Genomic DNA, 23296 nt, shown 5'->3' with positions numbered 1-23296 from the left:
AGCATAGTTAAAAACAAGCATATTTGAAACTAGATCAAGCAAGGAAGGGCGTACGGAGGATGCCTTGCCACTCTTGAATGATGAAGGACGCATCAGACTGCGAAAAGCTGCGGGGAGCTGTCAGGAAAGCGACGATCCGCAGGTGTCCGAATGGGGGAACCCGGCTGGAGTCATATCCAGTCATCCATATTTCTGAATATGGAGAGCAACCCGGTGAACTGAAACATCTAAGTAGCCGGAGGAAAAGAAAACAACAGTGATTTCCCGAGTAGCGGCGAGCGAAAGGGAATTAGCCCAAACCATAGCGATATGGGGTTGTAGGAGCGCAACAGACAAAACGCGAGTGAACAGGAACGTGATGGAAAGCACGGACACAGAAGGTGAAATCCCTGTACTGGAAAGCAAGCGAAGTAGTCAGCGAAATCCTGAGTACGACGGGACACGTGAAATCCTGTCGGAAGCAGGCGGGACCATCCGCCAAGGCTGAATAAGTAAGAGTGAGCGACAGTGAAGAAGTACCGTGAGGGAAAGGTGAAAAGAACCGCGCAAGCGGAGTGAAAGAGAACCTGAAACCGTATGCCTGCAAGAAGTCAGAGCCCGTCAAAGGGTGATGGCGTGCCTTTTGTAGAATGAACCGGCGAGCTGCTTTTGGATGCAAGGTTAAGCAGGAAAATGCGAAGCCGAAGCGAAAGCGAGTCTTAACAGGGCGAATGAAGTAGCCAGGAGCAGACCCGAAACCGGGTGATCTAGCCATGGGCAGGTTGAAGCAGAGGTGAAACTTTGTGGAGGACCGAACCGACCATCGTTGAAAAGCTGGCGGATGACCTGTGGCTGGCGGAGAAATTCCAATCGAACCCGGAGATAGCTGGTTCTCCCCGAAATAGCTTTAGGGCTAGCGTTAACGCAAGCCAGCGGAGGTAGAGCACTGAATTCATGATGGCCCCATCCCGGGGTACTGAATGGAATCAAACTTCGAATGCCGCAAGGATAGTAGTTGGCAGTCAGAGTGTGGGTGATAAGGTCCATGCTCAAGAGGGAAACAGCCCAGACCGCCGGCTAAGGCCCCAAAATGATGACTCAGTGGAAAAGGATGTGGGGACGCACGGACAACTAGGAGGTTGGCTCAGAAGCAGCCACCCTTTAAAGAGTGCGTAACAGCTCACTAGTCGAGTGGCCCTGCGCCGAAAATGTACCGGGGCTAAGTCATCTGCCGAAGCCGCGGATAAGGATTGAAAGATTTTTATGGTAGGGGAGCGTTGCATGTTCATGGAAGCAGAATCGTGAGAGTCTGTGGAGGACATGGAAGTGAGAATGCCGGTGTGAGTAGCGAGATGCAGGTGAGAATCCTGCACACCGAAAGCCCAAGGATTCCAGGGGAAGGTTCGTCCGCCCTGGGTCAGTCGGGACCTAATGATAAGCCGACAGGCGAAGCAGATGGAAAGCAGGCGAAGATTCCTGCACCCGCAATAAAGGCGATGGAGTGACAAAGACGGGAAGTGTGACCCTCTTAATGGATTGAGGGCCAAGCGCGGCAGTACGGATCCAGGCAAATCCGGATCAATGCGTACAGAGCGTGAAGGGTAAGCGAAATCGAAAGAAAGTAGCCAAGCACATGGAGCGGCTTTCAAGAAAAGCTTCTAGCTTAAACTTTATTGCGGCCCGTACCAAAACCGACACAGGTGGGCGCGCTGAGCAAGCGAAGGTGAGCGAGAGAACTGTTGCCAAGGAACTCGGCAAAATTGCCCCGTACGTTCGCAAGAAGGGGCGCTCGAGAGAGCCGCAGTGAAAAGGCCCAAGCGACTGTTTAACTAAAACACAGCTCTATGCAAAGCCGCAAGGCGAAGTATATGGGGTGACACCTGCCCGGTGCTGGAAGGTTAAGGGGATCTGTTATCCGCAGGGAGAAGCAGTGGTCCGAAGCCCCAGTGAACGGCGGCCGTAACTATAACGGTCCTAAGGTAGCGAAATTCCTTGTCAGGTAAGTTCTGACCCGCACGAAAGGTGAAACGATTTGGGCGCTGTCTCGGCAGCAGACTCGGTGAAATCTTAGTACCTGTGAAAATGCAGGTTACCCGCAACTAGACGGAAAGACCCCATGGAGCTTTACTGCAGCCTGGTATTGGGTTTTGGATGATCATGTACAGGATAGGCGGGAGGCTATGAAGAAGGAACGCCAGTTTCTTTGGAGCCGCCGTTGGGATACCGCCCCTGATGATTTGAAGCCCTAACGTGAAGAGAGAATCTTACAGACAGTGCCAGGCGGGCAGTTTGACTGGGGCGGTCGCCTCCTAAAGAGTAACGGAGGCGCCCAAAGGTGCGTTCAGTCTGGATGGAAACCAGACAGAGAGTGTAAATGCATAAGCGCGCCTGACTGCGACACCAACAAGTGGAGCAGGGACGAAAGTCGGGATTAGTGATCCGGCGGTACCGAATGGAAGGGCCGTCGCTCAACGGATAAAAGCTACCCTGGGGATAACAGGCTGATCCCGCCCAAGAGTTCACATCGACGGCGGGGTTTGGCACCTCGATGTCGGCTCATCGCATCCTGGAGCTGGATTCGGTTCCAAGGGTTGGGCTGTCCGCCCATTAAAGTGGTACGCGAGCTGGGTTCAGAACGTCGTGAGACAGTTCGGTCCCTATCTGTTGTGGGCGCAGGAGATCTGAGGGGAGCTGTCCTCAGTACGAGAGGACCGGGATGGACCTGCCAATGGTGCATCGGTTGTCACGCCAGTGGCACAGCCGGGCAGCCAAGCAGGGAATGGATAAGCGCTGAAAGCATCTAAGTGCGAAGCCAGCCCCAAGATAAGATCTGCGGTAGATAAGACCCCTTGAAGACTACAAGGAAATAGGCTGGGTATGGAAGTGGAGTGATCCATGAAGTTGGCCAGTACTAATCGGTCGAAAGCTTAATCTAAGATAACGAGAGCGCCTGTTGGAAGTGATGAAGGATATGGAAACAGAGTCAAAGACGCAAGTTAAAGACAATGATTCCAGAATCATTCAAAATCACAGACAGGCGGTAATAAGAAGTAAAACGATCAGAAATGATCAGATCATAACTGTAACCAAGGTTATGTCGAAGCTGGTGTTTGTTTTTGAAAGATTCATGTGAAATGAAATCAACCCGCGGTATTCGCAAGAATACTGAAATCGAATCTGTCATTGAATAATCATCCAAGGATGCGCTGATTCAATGCAAAGTATGGTGACGATAGCCAATGGGTCACACCCGTTCCCATCTCGCACACGGAAGTTAAGCCATTGAACGCCGACGATAGTGTAAAAGCAAAAATAGGAAGTCGCCAGACAAAAGCGAAACCCGAAGAATAAAGGAGAAATCCGATATTCTTCGGGTTTTTTATTATGCTTGGTGTTAGTTGATACTAACATGGATTGAGCTGGATCTAAAAAAGTGTCCTTCAGCTGTCACCAAAGAGAAATTGGCCTCTGATAGTAAAATTTCAGATTTGGGATGTTGAATAATTTTGGCCTACAGTTAATTCTCAAATGCGTTCTGAGGTGAGGCAAGCAGAGAGTATTTTTATGGGTTTGACTTTGTTCTGAGCAGGCCAGCCAGTTCCTCTGCGCATTTTGCCTGCAAGAGATTCTCACGATCTTCAGGTTTTTTGAAGTACGATCGGATTTCTTTCAGCAAAGGAAAGTGGGTACTCTGGTCAATGGCTCCCAGAACAAACAGAAACCTTGCCGGACGGCCAAGAAAATCCACCGGTTCTCTGAAATAGGCCAGCGAGATACAGAGTTCATTGACTCCTTCTTCAGGCTTGGCATGGGCAATGACAACATCATTGGTCATGAACATATAAGGACCCATTTCTTCGCTTAGCCATATCATGGTATTGATATAGCCCTGGGTGATTTCATCGCGTTCTAACAAAGGAGAGGCAGCCAGACGTAATGCCTGCTTCCAGTCCGGAGCACCATCGAAAACTCGAATGCGGCCGTCTAGCATTGGAGCAAGATGAACAGGCCTTGCTTCTTTTTCGTTCCCTGCAAAACTGAAGTAGTCGATCAGTCTGGTTTTAAGGGTTTCCCGGTTTTCTTCGCTGACCAGATCTGCAAGGCGCAGATAAAGAGCCTGAGCGTTGCCCTGACGCTGATGGGCAGCGACAAGAGGATGGTTGAGAATATTGTTTCGGTCCTCTCTGGTTAAAACTGGATGAACCATGATGACCGGAATTAATGCCTGGAACTCAACTGAACTGATAATCAGATCAGCTTTGAGATGTGGATTGGCCAGAGACCGCAGGCTTTCAATTCCAGTGATTTCAACACTGGGCAACAGCTGGCGGACTTCTCTGGCAATCATGTTGGCAGCGGAGATTCCGCTCACGCAGACGATGAGAATGCGCAGTTGGTTTTCTTTCTTGTGGGGGAGGGAAAGAAAAGCCCCAAAATGTAAGGCCAGGTAGGCGATTTCACCATCGGTGACATGAACCTGCAAAGCCTGCTCAAGATAGACGGCTGTTTCCTGGGTAATTCGGAAGATTTCCGGATATTCCTGGCGAATATCTTTTTCTAAAGGGCTGCCAATCTGAATCCCATAACGATATCTGTAGCGGGAAGCTTTGATGTGATGAAACAGAGCCTGACGCAGCGATTTGAAGTCATCAAATTCAACACAGGCTGCATTTTGGAATTCCTGAATAAAAGCATCCGTAATACTGAGCAGTTCCGGATCTGCACTGTCGAAATCTTCTTTAGAAAATCCGGTCAGTCGGGAACCCAGAAAGTGAAGAGTCAGATAGATCTGTTCATCTCTGGACAAGAAATCAAAGAATACCTGAACAGCCTGAAATTCTTCACTGGCTTCAATCCGGTTTCGATCCATCTCTTCAAAATTGATGGATTCTTGATTGCAGAATGTAAGCAGAACCGCCAGATCATAGAGATCTTCTTCAATATATTCATGATGCAGTCTGGCTTCGACGCGTTTGAGCAGAATGTATCGTTCCTGAATAGCTTCCAGTCTTGGTCGATATAGATAGGTCTCTTTAGGCAGGGAAGGAATGCGGTTGAGCAGCATTAAGAATAAAGCCCGTTTTGTGACCAGGCATCCCTCAATTTCATAGCCCGCGCGACCTTTACTGCTCAGACTCAGGCCATAACTGGCCAGTGAAGACTGAACCGCTTTTAAATCGGCAAGCAGCGTAGTCCGGCTCACTTCAAGCAGATCTAACAGCGTTCCAATCAGAATACGATCGGTTTTGGAAAGGACCAGTGCGATGATCAACCACACCCGCTCCTGGGGAGAAAGAATATACAGATTCTTTTCTTTCTCTTCTAACCGACGGCGGATGGAACGGATAACATTGGAAGAAAGCGGCTCAATTTTGCCGCGCTGGATTTCAATGGGGGCAAAGCCGCTGGATTTAAGCCAGACATTCGCCCGGTCGATTTCGTTATAAATTGTCCGCCTGGCAATCTGGAAGTGTTCGCCGATTTCTCCCAGACTGACGGGCGAAGAAAGCATTAATAAATACTCTAGAATGGACTGGGTTCTCTCATTCAGCCATCTCATCGGTCGCGCTCCTTCAGCCAGGATTGAATGACCTTGGCTGCTTCGTTTTCATCCATCAGATCATGCAGCCCCCGGACATCCTGACTGACATGTAAATTTGGTGCAAGTTCATCGGAGCATAAAATCAGGTTGGCCATCATGGGGATGGCAGAAGCCTGGCCAAAAGAAAGTTCATAGTTTTTCAGCCCAACGATCTCCAGTGCTTCTTCAACCGTCATTTTGAGCATCAAAGAAGAACCAAGTCCGCTGGCACAGCAGCAGAAAATCGAAATGATCGGTGAGTGGACAGCTTGAAGGTGAACTGGAGCAGTGGATTCCTTTTTGTTGATTTCCTTCTTATTCGGATCTTTCTTTTTAAAAAAGCTTGTCTTTTCTTTTTTCATAGGGAAATGGACCTGAAATGGGCGGCCTGAAAACAGGACGCGTTTCAGATTTTCCTTTCTTTTCTCGTTGGAAATGTAGTGGTTCAATTGTAAATGGCTTTCAAAGAGATATGACTTTGAAAATCTTAAGACCAGATTCAGTGCAGAAGCTTAAAGACCGATTCAAAGTGAGCAAGCAGCTGCTCGTCGGTCAGTGTTTCCAAATATTTGGCGGTGTATTGACCACGCAATCGTGCAGCGAGCTGACTGATCAGAGCCAGGTATTGCGGCTTATCTGGGGCACATACGGCGATCATCAAGGTGACTGGTAGGGAAGTCTCGTTAAAAAAGACCGGCTGGTCACATCGAGCGATGTGAAGACCGGTCTTTTTGATCGTTTCCGACGCCGGACCATGGATTAAAGCCAGGCCGGGACGAAGAATGCAGTAGGGCCCCAGGTTTTCAATCTGCTCAATGACGGTCTTTTCGTATTCAGCCGGCGCAATACCGGCCTGAAAGAACGGGTCCAAAGCTTGATGAACGGCGTCTTTCCAGTCCCGTGATCTGCAGATATGACTGATCTGTTTTTCTGAAACTAATTTGCCCTCTGTCTTCATGCTTTAGTTGTATCAGTTCGATTTACAAAGGTCAAAACTTTTTTGGCGATTGACTCAGAATCGAGACCATAGGCATGGAGTAATTCGACACCACTGCCGGACTGGCCAAAGCGGTCTTCTACACCAATGCGCAGGACTGGGACTGGATGGTTTTCGCTGACGATTTCAGCAACCGCTGAGCCAAGGCCGCCGATAATGTTGTGCTCTTCAATTGTGACAATCTGCTGGCATCTGTCTGCGCAATCGAGAATCAGATCTTTATCAATTGGTTTGATAGAAGCCAGATCCACAACGCGAACCGACACCCCTTCTTTTTCAAGAGCTTTTGCAGCTTTTAAAGTTTCCTGGACCTCGATGCCAGTTGCGATTAAAGCTACATCTTCGCCTTCTTTTAAGATTTTTCCTTTTCCAATCTCAAACTGACAGTCCGTATAAACGGCTTCAACCGGATGACGGCTCAAACGGACATAAACGGGTCCTTCATATTCATGGGCCGCCCATAAGCAGGCTCTTGTTTCCTGATCGTCACATGGATTTAAAACAACCATGCCAGGAATGGAACGCATCAAAGCCAGATCTTCGATCGCCTGATGTGTTGCCCCATCAGCTCCAACACTGATACCGGCATGAGTAGCGCAGATTTTGACATTGAGATGCGGATAAGCGATGGAATTTCGGATTTGTTCAAATCCACGCCCAGCCGCAAACATTGCAAAAGTAGAAGCGAAAGGAACCAGACCGGTTGTGGAAAGACCTGCGGCAGCGGTCATCATATTGGCTTCGGCAATTCCACAGTCGATGAAGCGGTCCGGATGAGCTTCTTTAAAGAGTTTGGTCATCGTTGCGCCGGATAAATCGGCATCAAGGACCACGACATTAGAGTCCTGATCTCCTAAATTTACAAGTTCTTCGCCATAGCTCTGGCGGGTTGCAACTGCACTCATTCTGCTTCCTCCTCTAAGTCATGCATGGCCTGCATCATCTGCTCTTTATTTGGGGCCTTGCCATGCCAGCCGGCAACGTTTTCCATAAAGGAAACACCTTTTCCTTTGATTGTCTGGGCAATGAGCACGCAAGGACGGTCACTTTTCCGCTTTAACTTTTCAAAACCATCCAGAACTGCATGGGCATCGTTGCCATCGACCACTTCAATATTGAAATTGAAGGCTCTGAATTTTTCGTCAATTGGATAAGGAGAATTGACTTCATCGATGGTTCCATCGATCTGAAGATTGTTATTGTCAACAATCAGGGTCAGATTGTTCAGACCTTTGGATCCGGCAAACATAGCCGCTTCCCAGACTTGACCTTCCTGTAATTCACCATCACCAAGCAGTGCATAAACATGAGCAGGACTGTTTTTCATCCGCAGCCCATACGCCATTCCCGCAGCAGCTGATACGCCTTGACCTAAGGAACCGGTCGACATATCGACTCCAGGAATATGTTTCATATCAGGATGACCCTGGAGGATCGATCCATATTTCCGTAAGTGATCGAGTTCTTCTTTATCAAAGTAGCCGCGTTCGGCTAAAGCAGCATAGTAAGCTGGAGCACAATGGCCTTTGGATAAGACAAAGCGGTCGCGATCCGGATTTTTCGGATCAGCTGGATCGATATTCATTTCATGGAAATACAAAGTGGCAAAGATTTCAGCGCTCGACAGAGATCCACCGGGATGACCGGATCCGGCCAGATAGACTGAGCGAATCACGTCCTGTCGAATTGCCCGGGCTTTTTCTTCAATATAAGAGGTGGTACTAGCAGTGTTCATTTGTTTTGTCTTCCTTTCTTGTGACACCTCGATCCTACCAACAAAAATCTTCAAAAAAGAGAACGGCTTTGTGCACAAAAACATGCACGAAGCCGTTCTTATTCTGGTTGCAAAAATTTCATATTCTGATGGTGCGAACAGCGAAGAGGAGAAAACAAGACATGGAACAATTCGCCCCCTCCTTAATGTGTATGGACCTGGTTCAGATGAAAAGACAGCTGAACGTTCTGGATCAACAGATGGACCTCTACCATTTCGATATTATGGACGGCCACTATTGCAAGAATATCACTCTCAGTCCAATGGTCTTAAAAGCCGTTCGTCAGTGTACAGATAAATATATTGATGTACATCTGATGACAACTGAACCGGCTGACTGGGTCGAGGCTTGTGCAACTGCTGGTGCCAGCTGCATCAGCCCCCATGCGGAAACGATCAATACGGATGCTTTCCGCATGATCCATAAAATTAAAGACGCCGGTTGTGATTTTGGCGTCGTTCTCAATCCAGCAACCCCGCTCTCCTATGTTGAGCCTTACCTCAATTCCGTAGACATTCTGACTATCATGACCGTCGATGTCGGATTTGCCGGTCAGAAGTTCATTGAGGAAATGCTCGATAAAATCGCTCTGGCAAAAAAACTTCGTGAAGAGCGGGGGTATCACTACCGCATCCAGATAGATGGCAGCTGTAACAAAGCAAACTACAAAGCCCTCAGGGAAGCGGGTGCCGATATCTATATCATCGGCAACAAAGGACTGTTCTCACTCGATCCAGATCTGAGAACAGCATGCGAAAAAATGAAAGAAGAATTCAGAAAGGAGACCGCATGATTGAAAAACTGCTGCAGCCTGAAAACTGCCGCCAACAAGAAGGCGTAAAAGACTGGAAAGACGCCATCCACACCGCCCTGATTCCTTTACAGGAAGGCGGCTGGTGCACCTGGGAATATGAAGATTCTGTTCTGGAAAACACCGCCAAATATGGACCTTACTATGTTTTATGTCCTGAACTGGCCCTGATTCACGCTGGCTTTGAAAAAGGAGTCAACGGAACACAGATGGCCGTCACCGTATTAAAAAATCCGGTCCGCTTCAGTGAAGAAGGTCCTGATGTTCACGTCCTGGTTGCCTTAGCGGCAAGTGATCGAGAGTCCCACATGGAAGGGATTCGGGCTACCGCCAACATCTTTATGAATTCATCCAAAATTGATTCGATTCTTGGCGCCGGTACTCCTTCAGAGATTTACAACCTGTTTGTCGAAAGCGCTGCTGCTTAAAAAGAAAGACCAGAGCAGATCGAAACGGGTCCTTTGCATAAAGCTGCAAACCAAAAGAAAAGTTATGAAGTCACGTCGAAAAGGTCATCCAAAGATGGTCTGGCGAAAGGAAGTGAAAAACGAGACGGTCGTTTTTGAATAAAAGAGCATTCAAAATATTAAAATCCAGCATAAATAAGACGCGCTTTAAGTATTCAATCATGGATTGACCGCGTCTCAGCCAACCGCTATAAAAGAGATAAAACAGCTAAATCAGATTTACCATTCTGGAAACTGGATGCCCATCCAGAATAAAGATTTCCAGATCCATCAAGAAATATTGAAGATCTACGACAAAACTCCAAAGGGCAAGAAACCCAAAAGGACAAGAGAGGAAAATTTATGTTGAACTTTATCATTAACATCCTGTCTACCCCATCGATCCTGGTCGGCCTGCTGGCCTGTATCGGTATGGTATTACAGAAAAAACCGATTGAAGACGTTATTAAATCGACGATCAAAACGATCGTCGGATTCCTGGTGCTATCTGCCGGATCCTCCTTTTTACAGTCCGGTTCGCTGCTTGCGTTCGGTGACTTATTCAACTATGCCTTCAACATGCAGGGGGTTGTTCCAAACAGTGAAGCCGCTGTTTCCCTGGCTTTAAATGATTTTGCAACCTCCACAGCTTACATCATGGCTCTGGCAATGGTCCTGAACATTGTTCTGGCCCGTTTCTCCAAAATGCGCTACATCTTCCTGACTGGTCATCACACTTTATACATGGCAGCCATGATCTCCGTCCTGTTAAGTGTTGCGGGTCTCAACGGCGTAATGCTTGTCATTTCCGGTGCGATGTTGCTGGCGTTTATGATGTGTTTCTCTCCAATGATCTGCGAACCAACCATGAAAAAGATCGTTCATACCGATCAGCTTGGCTTTGGGCACTTCGGAGGCGTTGGCTACTGGCTCTCTGCCCAGGTTGGAAAACTCTTCAAAGGTACTAAATCCACTGAAGAGATTCCATTCCCCCAGCGCCTGACTTTCTTACGCGACACAACTGTATCGATTTCTTTAACCATGATGATTTTCTTCTTAATCGTCTGCTCTGTGGCTGTTGGCCGCGGGATCTTAACGGCTGATCCAGAAGTCATCCTGGCTTCCTATCCAAATCTTGGCGGTCTGCTCAACGTAGGCGCTGAAACGCAGACAAACTGGATTGTATGGTCTTTAACCTCTGGTATGTCCTTTGCGGGAGCAATTTATATCATCCTGTCCGGTGTTCGTTTAATTGTTGGTGAACTGGTTCCTGCTTTCCGTGGTATTGCTGAAAAACTGGTTCCTGGTGCTGTTCCGGCAATTGACTGCCCAGTTGTCTTCCCGTATGCTCCAAACGCTGTATTAATTGGTTTCCTTTGCTCTTTTGTTGGCGGCATTCTTGGCATGATTATTTTGATTATGGCCAATGCAAACCTGACGCCAATCGCAATCATCCTGCCAGGGGTTGTTCCTCACTTCTTCTGCGGCGCAACTGCTGGTGTATTCGGAAATGCTGAAGGCGGCTATAAAGGCTGTGTTCTTGGATCTTTCGTTCATGGTCTGCTGATCACCTTCCTGCCAGCACTGTCCATGTTCGTGTTCTCCAACTTTGGTTTCAGCAACACAACCTTCTCAGATGCAGACTTCTCCGCACTGGCCATCCTGTTTGGTAACTTCATCAATATGGCTCCAGGCCTGCCAGTCTTCATCTTGTGTGCAGTGGTTTACTTCGCGCCAATCATGATGTATGTGTTCAGCCGTAAAAAAAAGCCCGCTGAAGTAACCGAGGAAGAAGAAGCTGCCCTTGCAGGCAGATAAACAAAGAATTACCTGATTCTTGCAACAAGTAAGAGCCAACAATAAAACCCACTGTTTCGGGAGTCGGACTGATCCCGGATCCCGAAACAGTTTCTTTAAATTTTGAGTCTGCCTATTCTTCTGGATTGAATCCTTACCATATATCAGTATATCGGGGTATATGTCGGTTCATGTATACGGGTTCGTTTTGGTCCAGTGGATCAGAGTCTGATTCATCCACTACTCATTCCATATCTACATTTCATAACAGATAAGGGCAAAAGCCATCAGGAGAAAATATTATGAAAACCATCAGAACTATTCTTTGCTGCTGCGGTTCCGGTCTTGGATCTTCCATGATCGTATCCATGAATACAGAACGCGCTCTTTCCAGCCTGGGCATCAACGGAGTCAGTGTTGACCACACGACTGTATCGGAAGTCAATGTAAACAGTGCCGACCTGTTTGTTGTCGGAAAAGACTTGGGCTACGTCTTCAAAGACTATCCAAGAGTCATTGTTCTTGATGAACTGATGAACATGAACGAATTGACTGCAAAACTGAAAGACCAGTTTGCTGCTTAAAGCCAAATTTGGAAGCTGAACTTTCCAAACGGTCTGCCGAACTGTTCCGCGGATCAATTAGATCCGATCTGGTTAAAAACGATGAAATATAAGGAGAAAACATTATGAAAACCATCAGAACTATTCTTTGCTGCTGCGGTTCCGGTCTTGGATCTTCCATGATCGTATCCATGAATACAGAACGCGCTCTTTCCAGCCTGGGCATCAATGGGGTCAGTGTTGACCACACGACTGTATCGGAAGTCAATGTAAACAGTGCCGACCTGTTTGTTGTCGGAAAAGACTTGGGCTACGTCTTCAAAGACTATCCAAGAGTCATTGTTCTCGATGAGCTGATGAATATGAATGAACTGACAGCAAAACTCAAAGATCAGTTCGCTGCCTGAACAATCTCTGCATCAAACAGAAGAATCAGAAATCATTAACTACTCCCCAAAAACTTCTCTCCACTCTCTCATCTCAAATCCTATCCTGAAAGATCCCGTCTGCCCTCCCGCCAGACGGGATCTTTGTCTGCAAGCCAGCATCAAGGTCATGTTAACGGCCAGCGGCAGAATTAAGCAGTCCAGTAAAATGGAAAGTTCCAGAAAGATCAAGAATAGGCAAAAGGATGCCCTTAAGAATTTCTTCGAAAAAAGATGCGGATAATAGGTTTTAAAGAAAAATTGACATCCTGTAACAAAATTCTATGGAAAAATCGGCATCCTGTAACAAAATTCTTAGATCTGGTAAAGTAATCCAGAAGAGAAGACTTAGATGAAGTATAAGTGCTGTCTTCTTCATGACTGGAACTGTTGTAGACATCCTGACAGAGGCCTTCAAGTCTGTTTGTTTCTTTAGCTCTGATGGCATGAGGACTTCAGCCATGTTCGATTCAGCTTCGTCGGCAGAATAAGTGGATCCAAGACGCAGTCATGCTCCCACAAGGGCTTTCGAGTTGTATTCATTAATGACAAACGGATGGTATTCAATCTGACTATAGTGATGGATCCGTGCTGCCCCTTCCTGCTTACCATAGAGATCGGCTTTTGTCGAATCGGCATCGAGAAAGATATCGTCCTGATTGCTACTGACAAACTCGCAGGCTTGATCCATAAACATTATTGGCGCTTTTTTAGGGGCAATGTGTGGAAGGGGTACAGAAAAAATTTTTGTACATGACGTTAGGTACCTTCACAGAAAGATGCAGGATCAGGCAAGACTGCCCAAACTAGACCGCCAGACTTTTGCTATGGTGAAACAAGAAAAAGAAAAATGAAGAGAAGCGTTTGTTCGACCAGACTGCGAAAAATCATGCAATGACTGATTGCATGATTTTTCTATCTCGCCTTCCAGAATCATCCCCAATCCATTCACGATCTTTGTATAATAAACCGTGTAACCGATTCGATGAATCGAATCCTTTAAGTTTTAAATGAAAGAGAAATAAAACATTCTTGGTAAGAAAGGAAATGTTCTTCACTATGCTTAGTCAAAGACAAATTGATATTCTTCAGGAATTTTATTCAAATCAGGGAGCCTTTCTTCCGGCATCTGTTTTCTGTGACAAATTGTCTGTCAGTCTGCGCACAGTTCAGTCAGATATCAAAGTGATTAAATCTGTCCTGGCGGAGGATTCCGGAGCCAGACTGGAATCCAAATCTAACAAGGGAACCTGTCTGATTGTTGAAGATCCGGCTCAGTTTACTTCCTTTTTTAAGGGGATTTATCAGAAACTGGGGGCGGAGCAGTACGCCAGTCCGCAGGATCGTGTCACTCAGATGATTCTGCTTTTGCTCAACCGGCATCGGGCAATGACTTATTATGAACTCGAGAATAAATTCTATATTTCACATTCAACCTTGATGGCCGATCTGAAAAGGGCGGAAGAAATTCTGCATGAATATCAGCTTGAACTGCTTAAAAGCAGCAGCCGGATTCTAATTGATGGCAGTGAACTGCGCAAGCGTCGGTTTCTGTCCGATCAGGATCTGTATATGACCATCGATGAAAACAGCCAGACGCTTTATATTGATGAATACAATCTGGAACGGATTCAGGACCTGCTCACTGAAGCGTTTGTTGAATTCCGATTTTCTATCAGTGAAACCGATCTGACCAATCTGTCGCTGCTGATTAATATTGCGGTATTCCGGATGCAGAATGGCTTCAGACTGGAGGAGATGACCAGCACTTCTGCCACAGAAACCCTGCAGACAGATGATCTGGCTAAAGCCATCATGCAAAAGATCGCTGGAGCATTTCTGGTCCCGTATTCGGAATATGAGAAAGACTTTATTTCGGTCTGCCTGAGCAGTTTGCAGAACACTGATGACAACAGTGTCCTGAATCAGCAGACGATGGTGCTGGTTTCCCGTGGACTGGAAGAGATTAAGAAAGCTTTTGATATTGACTTTACCCAAAATCTGTCTCTGAAAACAACACTGGCTTTGCATTGTCAGTCTTTGATGATGCGGGCCCATTATGGTCTGCAGATCCAGGAAGAGCCATTGGCCTTTATCCGTGAAAGCTATCCATTAGGCTATGAACTGGCTCAGTATTTTACCTATATCCTGGAGCAGGACAATCCCGAGCGGATCTCCTCTCCAGAGTTATCTTTATTGGCTCTGCATTTTTACTCTGCTTTATTGGATGTTCATAAACCTGAAGCAGGGAAGAAAATGCTTGTATGCACCGCTCAGCGTAAATCGATTACTCTGCTGATTCGTCAGACGTTGCTGCGCTGGTTTTCGCAGTCAATCAGTCAGCTGGATTTTTGCCAGGAAGCGGATGTTGTTCCAGAGATGTTTGATACCTATGATCTGATTCTGACGACTGAAAAGAACAGACTGTTTGAATCCGGAGCGGCCATGCTGATCTCGCCATTTCCTGAAAAACGCGATTTTATCAACATTCAACAAAATATGAATGGTTTTAAGAGTGTGGATGATGTGGTGAATATTTTCCGTCAGGATTTGTTTATGACTGTCAGAGATGGACTGAAAAATGAAATCCTTCATCAGATGTGTGAACAGGCGCAGAAGGTTTGCGAGGATCTGGATGGACTGGAGATGGAAATCATCCGCCGCGAATCCATTGGCAGCACCTACTTTGGTCATCATATTGCTCTTGCGCATCCCATGCAGGCGGTGAGTGCGGATACTTTTATTTCTGTATGCATCTGTGAAAATCCAGTGATCTGGGATGGAGAAGGCCATACCGTCAGCCTGGTGTTGATGATGCATATTGGCCGGAATAATTTGCGGGCTTTTTCGTTATGGGACTATATGGCCAGAATTTTCAATGATCCATCTTTTGCCTCCCGTCTGGCGAGAACTCCTCAATACTCTCATTTTATTTCGCTGATTCGAAATACACTGGAAGAGCAGCCGGTCCGCCTTTAAAGCTTTCTGGCTGCAACCAGACTGAATTGATGAAAATAGAAATAAGATTTGACACATTCGAAAGCAGAAAATTAGAAATATACCCAGCAAAGATAAAATTGAAATTGAATGATCACGACCAGTCGATTATCCTCTAAAGATAAAAGGCATGCCAGATGGCATGCCTTTTATCGGTAAGGTGGAAGATTCCAGCAGGAAAACAGATGAAGAGAGAATTTTTGGGTATTTGTTAAGAGGATTGGGCATGTGTTGAAAGGAAAGGAGAGTCACGGCGATCTGAAATGCTGGAACGATCCAGAAACCAATCCTCAAAAATCAATCGGTTTCAAGCGATGATCAAAGGTCAATGACTCAAAATGGCTGGCAGAATTTAACTGTTAATGATTTCAACCAGTTCTTTGGCTTTGGCTGCAACGTTGTCTACAGCATCCAAAGAAAGTTCGATGACGCTGCAGCAGGCGGGATTCTTTTCATAAGCCTGACCAAATGTTTTTACAAATTCCTTTCGTAAGTCAGAGCCATAATTCACTTTTAATAAGCCGGCATCACGACCTTTACGGATCGTGTCAAATGGAATTCCGCTTCCGCCATGCATAACCAGTGGAACAGGGGAAACGTCCGCAATTTCTTTAAGCAGATCCAGATCAACTTTCGGCTGGATATCCAGTCCATGAACATTTCCCACTGAAACGGCAAGTAAATCACAGCCAGTTCGTTCTACGAAATCTTTAACCATTGCTGGATCGGTATGGCAGTCAGCTTCCGAAACGTGATCATCTTCTTTCCCCATCAAAGCGCCAAGTTCTGCTTCCACTGGAATTCCGTAGAAGTGGCAATAGTCAACGGCTTTTCGGACTTCCTTGACGTTTTCTTCAAAGGGCAGATGGGACATATCGATCATGATAGAAGTAAATCCAGCATCAACACAGGCTTTTACATCTTCATAGGTTTTGCCGTGGTCAAGATGAAGAGCAATTGGAGTATCTACATCTTTTAATGCATCGCGTGTCAGAGCAACGATAGCTTCTGGTGAAGACAGGCGCAGATTGTTCGAGGAAATCTGGATATAGCCTGGCAATCTGGCTTCGTTAAGTCCCTTGGCGATCGCATACGTCATTTCCATATTGGTTGTGTTGAAAGCAGGGAGCAGATAGTGGTATTCCTTTGCGTAGTTCATTAAGTCGTAGCCGTTAACAATTTTCATACTGGTTTTTTCTCCTTTTCCTAACTCCTGAATTGCTGCAAGAAGATCGATGACCCCAAAGTCAGCACTTCCTGCGCGTTCTGTTTGCTTATCCGGCATTCTTTAATCTGTCTTTTCTAGAGCTGTTGATATAGCTGTGCTTTTGTCTTACCATCGGATGCTTTTTACTCCCTCTCTTTATCTTTATCTTTTTCTCTTTATCAGTTTTCTTTTCTCCTTATCATTTTTCCGTTTCAAAATTCTCCTTCTGTATAGAAGAGAATTCAGATCGCAGAGTCAGATCGCAGACAAGGAAGCTTCTGATCAATCAGAAAACTGATTCAGTCGACTCTTTGGGACCGCAGCAATTGACCGGAAACTTGGACCAGTACAACGAGCCAGAGACTGAGTATGGAATCAGACTGGTCAGCCCAAGAAGAACCTGATGGGAAGTTTCGAACTTTTTCCTTTTTGATAAAGGAAAATCAGCACACTTGGATGAAGCAGCCGGTATCAGAAGTTTTGAATACGCTCAAAGTATAGAAAACGAAGCAGGACAGAAAGACTATGGTTTTGCGGCTGGTTAATGCAGATTTTAAAGCGGCTTTTACGCAAGATTTATCCCATTTCAGGATTCTTTACGACCTGCAGGAATTGCATGATTTTTTTTACGGCTGCATCAATTGACGCAGATTTGCGGAAATGAAATTTGCATGAACTTGAAGCAAAACATTGTGAAAGGACTTTTATGGGGGTTGCTATACTGCGAGTGTCAAGTGAGTTCCCCCACAAGACAGGGAACACAAACGGGGAATCCCAAAGAAAAAAGGAACAAACAAGAAAGGAAAAATCACTATGAAAATGATTGTTGTCTCGCATGGCGGTTTTGCCAAAGGCATCGTTGAAAGTGTCCAGATGCTTTCCGGACCGCAGGAAGATCTCAAAGCATTTGGCCTGATGCCTGAGCAGACCGTCAACGACCTGACGGATGAACTTGAAGAAGAACTGAAAAGCACACCTGCTGACCAGGAGGTTCTGTTCTGTACAGATCTCTATCATGGAAGCCCGTTCAATGCAGTTGTATCCCTGATGCGGGATTACAAATTTGAACACCTGACCGGTATTAACCTGCCGCTGCTGCTCGATATGGTCCTGAGCCGATATTCAGGCAAGAGCGCTGCCCAGATGTGTGAAGATGCTGCCAGACAGGCCGGCGACACAGTAATGAACGTATCTCAGTTATTTCAGAACGCCGAGTGTGACGGCGATGAGGAGGAAGATTAATTATGAAAAACATCGTATTAGCCCGCGTGGATGACCGTCTGATTCATGGAGAAGTTGTTTCTGTCTGGACACCAGCTCTTGGTGTTAACCGCATCATCATCGTTGACGATGGCGTTGCTGCTGACGAATTCAACAAACGTGTTGTAAAAGCACTGGCTCCGAATGGAGTCAAAGTGAATGTCTATTCCACTGAGCGTGGAGCAGAAATTCTGAAAAAAGATTCCAAAACTCCGAATGAAAAAGTTATGGTTCTGACCAAAACTCCAATTACTTACCATCGCATGCAGCAGCTGGGCTTGGATCTCAAGGAAGTCAATCTTGGTGGCATGGGATTAAGAAATGAAAGAACCCCATTCATCAAAAATGTTGCCTGTGATCCAGATGAAATTGAAAGCATCCGCGAACTGAGAAAAAACAATGTCCGCGTCTACTACCAGCTGGTTCCTGAACAGCAGGTCATTGAAGTCGACAGCTATCTGGCTTAGGAGGAAGGCACAAATGGAAAAGATCACTCTTCTTCAAGCCTTTATTCTGGGCGTTATCTATTGGCTTTCGGTTGGCAACCTTCCTTTTGCAGGGCTTTGGTCCCTGCAAAGACCTCTGGTCTGCGGAACCTTAACTGGCTGTGTTCTGGGCGATCCTGCAGCAGGTGCCATGATCGGAGCAAGTATTAACCTGGTTTACCTTGGATTCATGTCCGCTGGCGGATCGATGCCGGCCGACATGGCCTTAGCCGGTATCCTTGGAACTGCTTATGCAATTTCAGGCGGCCTGGATACGGAAACGGCTTTGGCTCTTGCTGTTCCAATCGGAATTCTTGGAACGATCGTCTGGTCTGGCCGTATGACATTTGATTCCTTCTTCGTTCACATGGCTGACCGCTACATTGATGAAGGCAAATACAACAAGATCTGGCTGGCCAATGTTGTCTATCCACAGGTACTCTGCTTCCTGGCTACCGCCATTCCATGCACCCTGGCTGCTTACTTTGGAGCCAACTATATCGAAGGGATTCTGAACATTCTGTCCGGCAAAGTTCTGACAATCTTCCAGGTCATCGGAGGTCTGATGCCTGCATTAGGAATCGCAATTACTCTGCAATACATCTACAAAGGCGAATCCCGCGTCTTCTTATTCCTGGGATTCTTGCTTGCCGTATATTCTGGCCTTCCATTATTAACACTGGGTATTATCGCCCTGGTTGTGGCCATTATTTATGTACAGATTACCGATTCCAAACAGAAAGAAGTGATGGCGGGTGCTGTTTCTTCTGATGAGTATGACGATGAGGAGGATGACTGAAGATGTCCGAAAAAAAGAGTTCACTGATTCCAAAATCAGCATTAACCAAAGCCTGGCTGGTCTGGGAAACATTTCCTCAGACTTGCTATAACTACGAACGAATGATGGGACAGGCCGTTGCTCAGGTTTTCTCCTGTGTCATCTACTATCTCTATAAAAACAATCCTGAAAAGCGAAAAGAAGCCATGAAACGTGAAATCGAATTCTTCAATGTCCATGTTGAATTCGGCGCCTGCATCATTGGTATGGCGATTGCCCTGGAAGAACAGAAATCAGAGGGCAAAAATATTCCAGGTGAATTTATCACCAACCTGAAAACATCTTTAATGGGTCCATTAGCCGGCATGGGCGATACCATCTGGCAAGGTGTGGTGATCCCAATTCTGTTGGCAATCTGTATTGATTTGGCCAGATCCGGAAATGGCAATGTCTGGGGCGCAATCATTTATACAGTTTTGATTCTTGCTGGTGCTTATGCACTTTCCTATATCAACTTCATGTTCGGATACCGGGCAGGAAGTGAAGCCATTATGGACTTTCTGGAAAAAGGAATTCTCAACAAGCTGATCAAAGGGGCTTCTGTTATGGGCTGCATGGTGATGGGCGGCCTGATTGTGAACTATGTCTCTGCTGTCTGCGGTCTTGAAATTGTGTCTTCCGCTCAGACCTACTCGATCCAGACAAATTTCCTGGATGCGGTCTGCCCGAAAATTCTGCCGCTTGGAGCAACAATGCTGATTTACTACCTCATGAGTAAGAAACGCTGGTCTTCTTTAAAGATTATTGCCCTGATTATCGTCACGGGTATTGTTGGCGGTCTGACAGGTATTCTGACTTATTAATCAGCAAAACGTAAGAAAGGAAGGTTTCCATTCCGGGATCTTACGCAAATGTGGTTTTTAACACTAATAATCCTGGAGAATGAATAAGCTTGCATCATTCATATTGTTGATTAAATAATCAATACCTAATTCGAGATGAGTTGGCCTATCGCATCTTGGGTTATTGGGCTTAGCGGCAATTGCTATCGTCGATAATAATGATGATAGCTAAACACGATATTTGCGTAAGAGCCCCATTCCGAAGAGGGCCTGATGAGTTTTTGATCTATTGGTACGGATTGGCTGCAAATCTGGCAGCCGGCCCCGGATTCTGGATTGAATCCGGGGCCTTCCAATAGGTCATCGACTGAACAAAGGCAAACCGAAAAAACACCGCAAAGATTTGCCAGGATTGCTCATATAGGTCCACAAAAAGCTCAAACCATAACGCCATACATCCATGATGGGCACGATCAATTGACTTTGAGATTTTCTGGATACAAAGCAGCCAGCAGACTGAACAGAAAGAACTATACAGAAAAAGATCTGCAGGAATAAACAAGATAGAAAGACAGGTAATCACTATGAAAATGAAAGCAATCATCCTTGAACAGCCAGAACATTTTTCCATTCAGGAAATTGAAGTTCCCGAACTGAAAGACGATGAAGTATTGATCCAGGTGCGTGCGTCGGGAATCTGCACCAATGATGTCCGTGACTTCCATGGCGACTGCAGCTACAGCTATCCCCGAATTGGCGGTCATGAATACTGCGGTACGATTGCCGCAATGGGTAAAAATGTCAGCGATCGATGGCATTTAGGGGACAAAGTTGTCAGCTATATTATTGACGATTGTAAACAATGCTACTATTGCAAACATGGGGATGAAAACATCTGCGAACATCATCCCAAAAGTACAATTTTCCATAATAACAACGGCCTGTCCGGATACGGGGGATTTGGTCAGTATGTGAAAGCCAAAGCTGAAGATCTGTATCTCTATCCTGAACAGACTTCTTTTGAAAAAATGGCCTTTACTGAGCCGCTGGCTTGCGTAGTCAATTCGATCAACCGGACTCAGCTTACCTATGGTGAAGATGTCGTCGTCATTGGTGGAGGAACAATGGGCTTGCTGCATGTTGTTCTTGCCAAACTGCGCGGCGCACGGGTTATTTTAAGCGAACCAATGAAAGAACGCCGCGAAAAAGCATTGGCATTAGGTTGTGATGAGGTCATTGACCCGTTAGCATCTGATGCAGTTGCCCAGGTCAAGACACTGACAGAAGGAAGAGGCGCAAAATACGTTTTCAACACCACAGCAATTCCGGCTATTGCCGGTCAGGCTGTTCAGATGACCGCCCCAACGGGAACCGTTGTGATGTTCAGTTCCATTCATCCCAATACTCCAGTTCCTGTCGATATGGGTTCCATTCACTCTAACCAGATCACGATCACTGGAGCCGTATCTCCGACAATTAAGGCCTTTGCTCAGTCTGTAGACCTTATCGCCAAAAATATTGTAGATCCAACGGTTTTCCTGGAAAAAACCATTGATTTTGAGAACTTTGGCGAGGCGATTACTCTTGCCTCCCGCCCTGGTACCTATAAAGTAATCCTGACTTTTGGAGAATAGTCATGGCAGTACTCGGGATTGATCTGGGAACAAGTTCCGTCAAAATCAGCCTGGCTGATCAAAACGGTCAGTTGATTCAAAGTTCGAAGCGGGAGTATTCTCTTGACCAGCCGCAGGAGGGATATAAGGAGATTGATCCCGATCGCTGGATTGAAGCCATTCAGGATTGTCTGTTTCAGGATTTTACAAAGTCGCAGCGAAACACCATTCAGGCCATTGGTGTAACGGGTCAGATGCATACGCTGATTGTTCTGGGTGAACAGGGAAGACCGCTTCGAAAAGCCTTAATGTGGAATGATCTGCGGGCTAAAGACCAGGCAGATCGCCTGAAGACACTTCTGGATCAAAAAGAAGCCGCCCGAAAACCCGGAAAGAATCCAAGTGGAATCACCTCGATTCTTTCCGCCGGCTCTCCGGCAGCTGCCCTGTTGTGGATGAAAGAAAACGAGTCGGATCTGTATCGGAAGATCACGAAGATTCTGATCGCCCCTGACTATGTGGTTTACAGACTGACTGGACAAGCGGTCTCGGATTACTGCGACATGAGCACATCCTCTTTGCTGGATTACAACAGCGCAAAACCAAGTATAAATATGTTAGAGATTCTGGACCTGGACCTTTCGGTTCTTCCTGAAATTACGGGAATCGAACAGCAGGCCTGGCCGATCACAAAAGAAGCAGCCGACTATTTTGACCTTCCAGAGAATTGTCTGGTTCTGACGGCCACCGGAGATAATTCAGCCAGCGCGTTAGGACTGAATTTATTTGAAGAGAGAAAACCGATTCTTTCCATTGGAACGAGTGGCGTGATCATGGCGTGCCGCGATCATCCTGATTTTGATCATCCAGGAAAGAACATTCTCTTTTCCCTGGATGGCAAAACGATGCTGACAATGGTTCAGGGGTCGCTTGCAAGCGGCGGTTCGGCATTGAACTGGTGGGTTCAGAATATCCTGAATGCAGATTTTGATCGGGTCTTGAATCAGGCAGATCCTGATCATCTTGATACGGGATCCTTGATTTTCTGTCCCTATCTCAATGGTGATAAATATGTCTATCCCAATTCAGGTCTTCAGGGGATTTTTTATGGCCTGACCGCCCGCACGGATGCGCTGCAGATGGCTCTGGCTGTAATCGAAGGCGTTGCCTTTGGTCTGCGGACGCTGGCACGTGAAATGGATATCGATCTGAAAGTGTATGAGTCAATCGAAGTAACAGGCGGCGGCAGCCGCTCAGATGTATGGATGCAGATGCTGGCCAATGTCTTGCAGGTCCCTCTCAAAGCCGGAAAATCCGCTTCTTCGGCTGCAGAAGGGGTCATGCAAAGTGCTCTGCGCGTTTTGCACAAAGAACGAAAGGATAGAATCGATGGCTGCGCTCAGTCCGAAACCAGTAGTCAAAGGATTGAGCATTCAAAAGAACCGGCCGAAAAAATATATCAGCCAGCCTGTCTTCCAGAACTTGAAAAGAAATATCAGCGCTTTTTGAACCTGATGGAAATGAGCGTAGTCTTCAATCAGAACAATGAATAACCAGAGATTTTGCGCAGAAGTTTTGAATAGAGTTTCATCAATGATTATCCAGAAAGATCAGGAATGACACCAAACGGCTAACACCCGACCTAAAACGGTATAAAACGGTATAGAAAAACAATATAGAAAGGAAAGGGCCGCATTGCTGGTTCTTACGCAAAGTCTGTGGTTTTTCCGGAAAATTCTG

19 protein-coding genes and 2 rRNA genes are annotated in these 23296 nt (G+C 46.3%); 14 read left to right on the top strand and 7 right to left on the bottom strand.

Annotated features, from left to right (window positions below; genetic code table 11):
- Positions 1 to 32: 32 nt before the first annotated feature.
- Positions 33 to 2914: ribosomal RNA gene (locus U4956_RS02950) — 23S ribosomal RNA — on the top strand.
- Positions 2915 to 3201: 287 nt separating this feature from the next.
- Positions 3202 to 3308 (top strand): 5S ribosomal RNA (gene rrf, locus U4956_RS02945).
- Between the two features lie 233 nt (positions 3309 to 3541).
- Here rrf and U4956_RS02940 read toward each other — a convergent pair.
- From U4956_RS02940 to U4956_RS02920, 5 genes are all read right to left on the bottom strand, one after another.
- Positions 3542 to 5539, bottom strand: a complete 1998-nt coding sequence (locus U4956_RS02940) for a BglG family transcription antiterminator (RefSeq protein ID WP_323088940.1) — start codon at positions 5537 to 5539, stop codon at positions 3542 to 3544.
- Complete coding sequence (locus tag U4956_RS02935) at positions 5536 to 5922, bottom strand: hypothetical protein (RefSeq protein WP_323088939.1); 387 nt, start codon at positions 5920 to 5922, stop codon at positions 5536 to 5538. The genes U4956_RS02940 and U4956_RS02935 overlap by 4 nt, the downstream gene beginning before the upstream one ends.
- A gap of 137 nt (positions 5923 to 6059) precedes the next feature.
- Positions 6060 to 6518 carry a PTS sugar transporter subunit IIA gene (locus U4956_RS02930; protein ID WP_323088938.1) on the bottom strand — a complete coding sequence of 153 codons (459 nt, stop codon included), beginning with the start codon at positions 6516 to 6518 and terminating at the stop codon, positions 6060 to 6062.
- Positions 6515 to 7462 (bottom strand): transketolase family protein, encoded by a 948-nt coding sequence (locus tag U4956_RS02925; protein WP_323088936.1) that lies wholly within the window; start codon positions 7460 to 7462, stop codon positions 6515 to 6517. The genes U4956_RS02930 and U4956_RS02925 overlap by 4 nt, the downstream gene beginning before the upstream one ends.
- A complete protein-coding gene (locus U4956_RS02920) occupies positions 7459 to 8292 on the bottom strand; it encodes a transketolase (protein WP_323088934.1) in 834 nt (277 codons plus the stop codon). Before U4956_RS02920 ends, U4956_RS02925 begins: the two co-directional genes overlap by 4 nt.
- Positions 8293 to 8453: 161 nt before the next feature.
- On the opposite strand from U4956_RS02920, the gene alsE reads away from it, so the two are divergent.
- The 5 genes from alsE (at position 8454) to U4956_RS02895 (ending at position 12356) form a co-directional block, all read left to right on the top strand.
- Positions 8454 to 9125: a D-allulose 6-phosphate 3-epimerase gene (alsE, locus tag U4956_RS02915; RefSeq protein ID WP_323088933.1), complete on the top strand. Its 672-nt coding sequence runs from the start codon at positions 8454 to 8456 to the stop codon at positions 9123 to 9125.
- Complete coding sequence (locus U4956_RS02910) at positions 9122 to 9571, top strand: PTS sugar transporter subunit IIA (RefSeq protein WP_323088931.1); 450 nt, start codon at positions 9122 to 9124, stop codon at positions 9569 to 9571. Before alsE ends, U4956_RS02910 begins: the two co-directional genes overlap by 4 nt.
- A 381-nt stretch (positions 9572 to 9952) precedes the next feature.
- Positions 9953 to 11407, top strand: coding sequence for a PTS ascorbate transporter subunit IIC (locus tag U4956_RS02905; protein WP_323088930.1), 1455 nt, complete (start codon positions 9953 to 9955; stop codon positions 11405 to 11407).
- Between the two features lie 281 nt (positions 11408 to 11688).
- Complete coding sequence (locus U4956_RS02900; RefSeq protein ID WP_323088929.1) at positions 11689 to 11970, top strand: PTS sugar transporter subunit IIB; 282 nt, start codon at positions 11689 to 11691, stop codon at positions 11968 to 11970.
- A gap of 104 nt (positions 11971 to 12074) precedes the next feature.
- Entirely contained in the window at positions 12075 to 12356 is a 282-nt protein-coding gene (locus tag U4956_RS02895; RefSeq protein WP_323088929.1) for a PTS sugar transporter subunit IIB, read from the top strand.
- Positions 12357 to 12882: 526 nt separating this feature from the next.
- Here U4956_RS02895 and U4956_RS02890 read toward each other — a convergent pair.
- Positions 12883 to 13071 carry a transposase gene (locus tag U4956_RS02890; RefSeq protein ID WP_323088928.1) on the bottom strand — a complete coding sequence of 63 codons (189 nt, stop codon included), beginning with the start codon at positions 13069 to 13071 and terminating at the stop codon, positions 12883 to 12885.
- 362 nt (positions 13072 to 13433) lie between these two features.
- Between U4956_RS02890 and U4956_RS02885 the strand changes: the two genes are divergently transcribed.
- Positions 13434 to 15353, top strand: coding sequence for a BglG family transcription antiterminator (locus U4956_RS02885; protein WP_323088927.1), 1920 nt, complete (start codon positions 13434 to 13436; stop codon positions 15351 to 15353).
- A 370-nt stretch (positions 15354 to 15723) separates the two neighbouring features.
- Here U4956_RS02885 and U4956_RS02880 read toward each other — a convergent pair whose 3' ends face one another.
- Positions 15724 to 16557 carry a class II aldolase gene (locus U4956_RS02880; protein ID WP_323088926.1) on the bottom strand — a complete coding sequence of 278 codons (834 nt, stop codon included), beginning with the start codon at positions 16555 to 16557 and terminating at the stop codon, positions 15724 to 15726.
- An 834-nt stretch (positions 16558 to 17391) separates the two neighbouring features.
- Between U4956_RS02880 and U4956_RS02875 the strand changes: the two genes are divergently transcribed.
- The 6 genes from U4956_RS02875 (at position 17392) to U4956_RS02850 (ending at position 23109) form a co-directional block, all read left to right on the top strand.
- The gene (locus U4956_RS02875) at positions 17392 to 17820 is read left to right on the top strand and encodes a PTS sugar transporter subunit IIA (RefSeq protein ID WP_323088924.1); all 429 of its coding nucleotides are present in this window, start codon (positions 17392 to 17394) and stop codon (positions 17818 to 17820) included.
- Between the two features lie 2 nt (positions 17821 to 17822).
- The gene (locus U4956_RS02870; RefSeq protein WP_323088923.1) at positions 17823 to 18305 is read left to right on the top strand and encodes a PTS sugar transporter subunit IIB; all 483 of its coding nucleotides are present in this window, start codon (positions 17823 to 17825) and stop codon (positions 18303 to 18305) included.
- A gap of 13 nt (positions 18306 to 18318) precedes the next feature.
- Positions 18319 to 19122 carry a PTS sugar transporter subunit IIC gene (locus U4956_RS02865; protein ID WP_323088922.1) on the top strand — a complete coding sequence of 268 codons (804 nt, stop codon included), beginning with the start codon at positions 18319 to 18321 and terminating at the stop codon, positions 19120 to 19122.
- Positions 19123 to 19124: 2 nt separating this feature from the next.
- A complete protein-coding gene (locus tag U4956_RS02860) occupies positions 19125 to 19964 on the top strand; it encodes a PTS system mannose/fructose/sorbose family transporter subunit IID (protein WP_323088921.1) in 840 nt (279 codons plus the stop codon).
- A 563-nt stretch (positions 19965 to 20527) separates the two neighbouring features.
- Entirely contained in the window at positions 20528 to 21577 is a 1050-nt protein-coding gene (locus U4956_RS02855) for a zinc-dependent alcohol dehydrogenase (RefSeq protein WP_323088920.1), read from the top strand.
- Positions 21578 to 21579: 2 nt separating this feature from the next.
- The gene (locus U4956_RS02850) at positions 21580 to 23109 is read left to right on the top strand and encodes a xylulokinase (protein WP_323088919.1); all 1530 of its coding nucleotides are present in this window, start codon (positions 21580 to 21582) and stop codon (positions 23107 to 23109) included.
- Positions 23110 to 23296 lie beyond the last annotated feature (187 nt).

It is taken from the genome of Allobaculum sp. JKK-2023 (assembly GCF_034745455.1).
Lineage (GTDB): Bacteria > Bacillota_I > Bacilli_A > Erysipelotrichales > Erysipelotrichaceae > Allobaculum.
The sequence above is the reverse complement of the archived record's forward strand: the minus strand, read 5'-3'. Positions and strand labels throughout refer to the sequence as shown.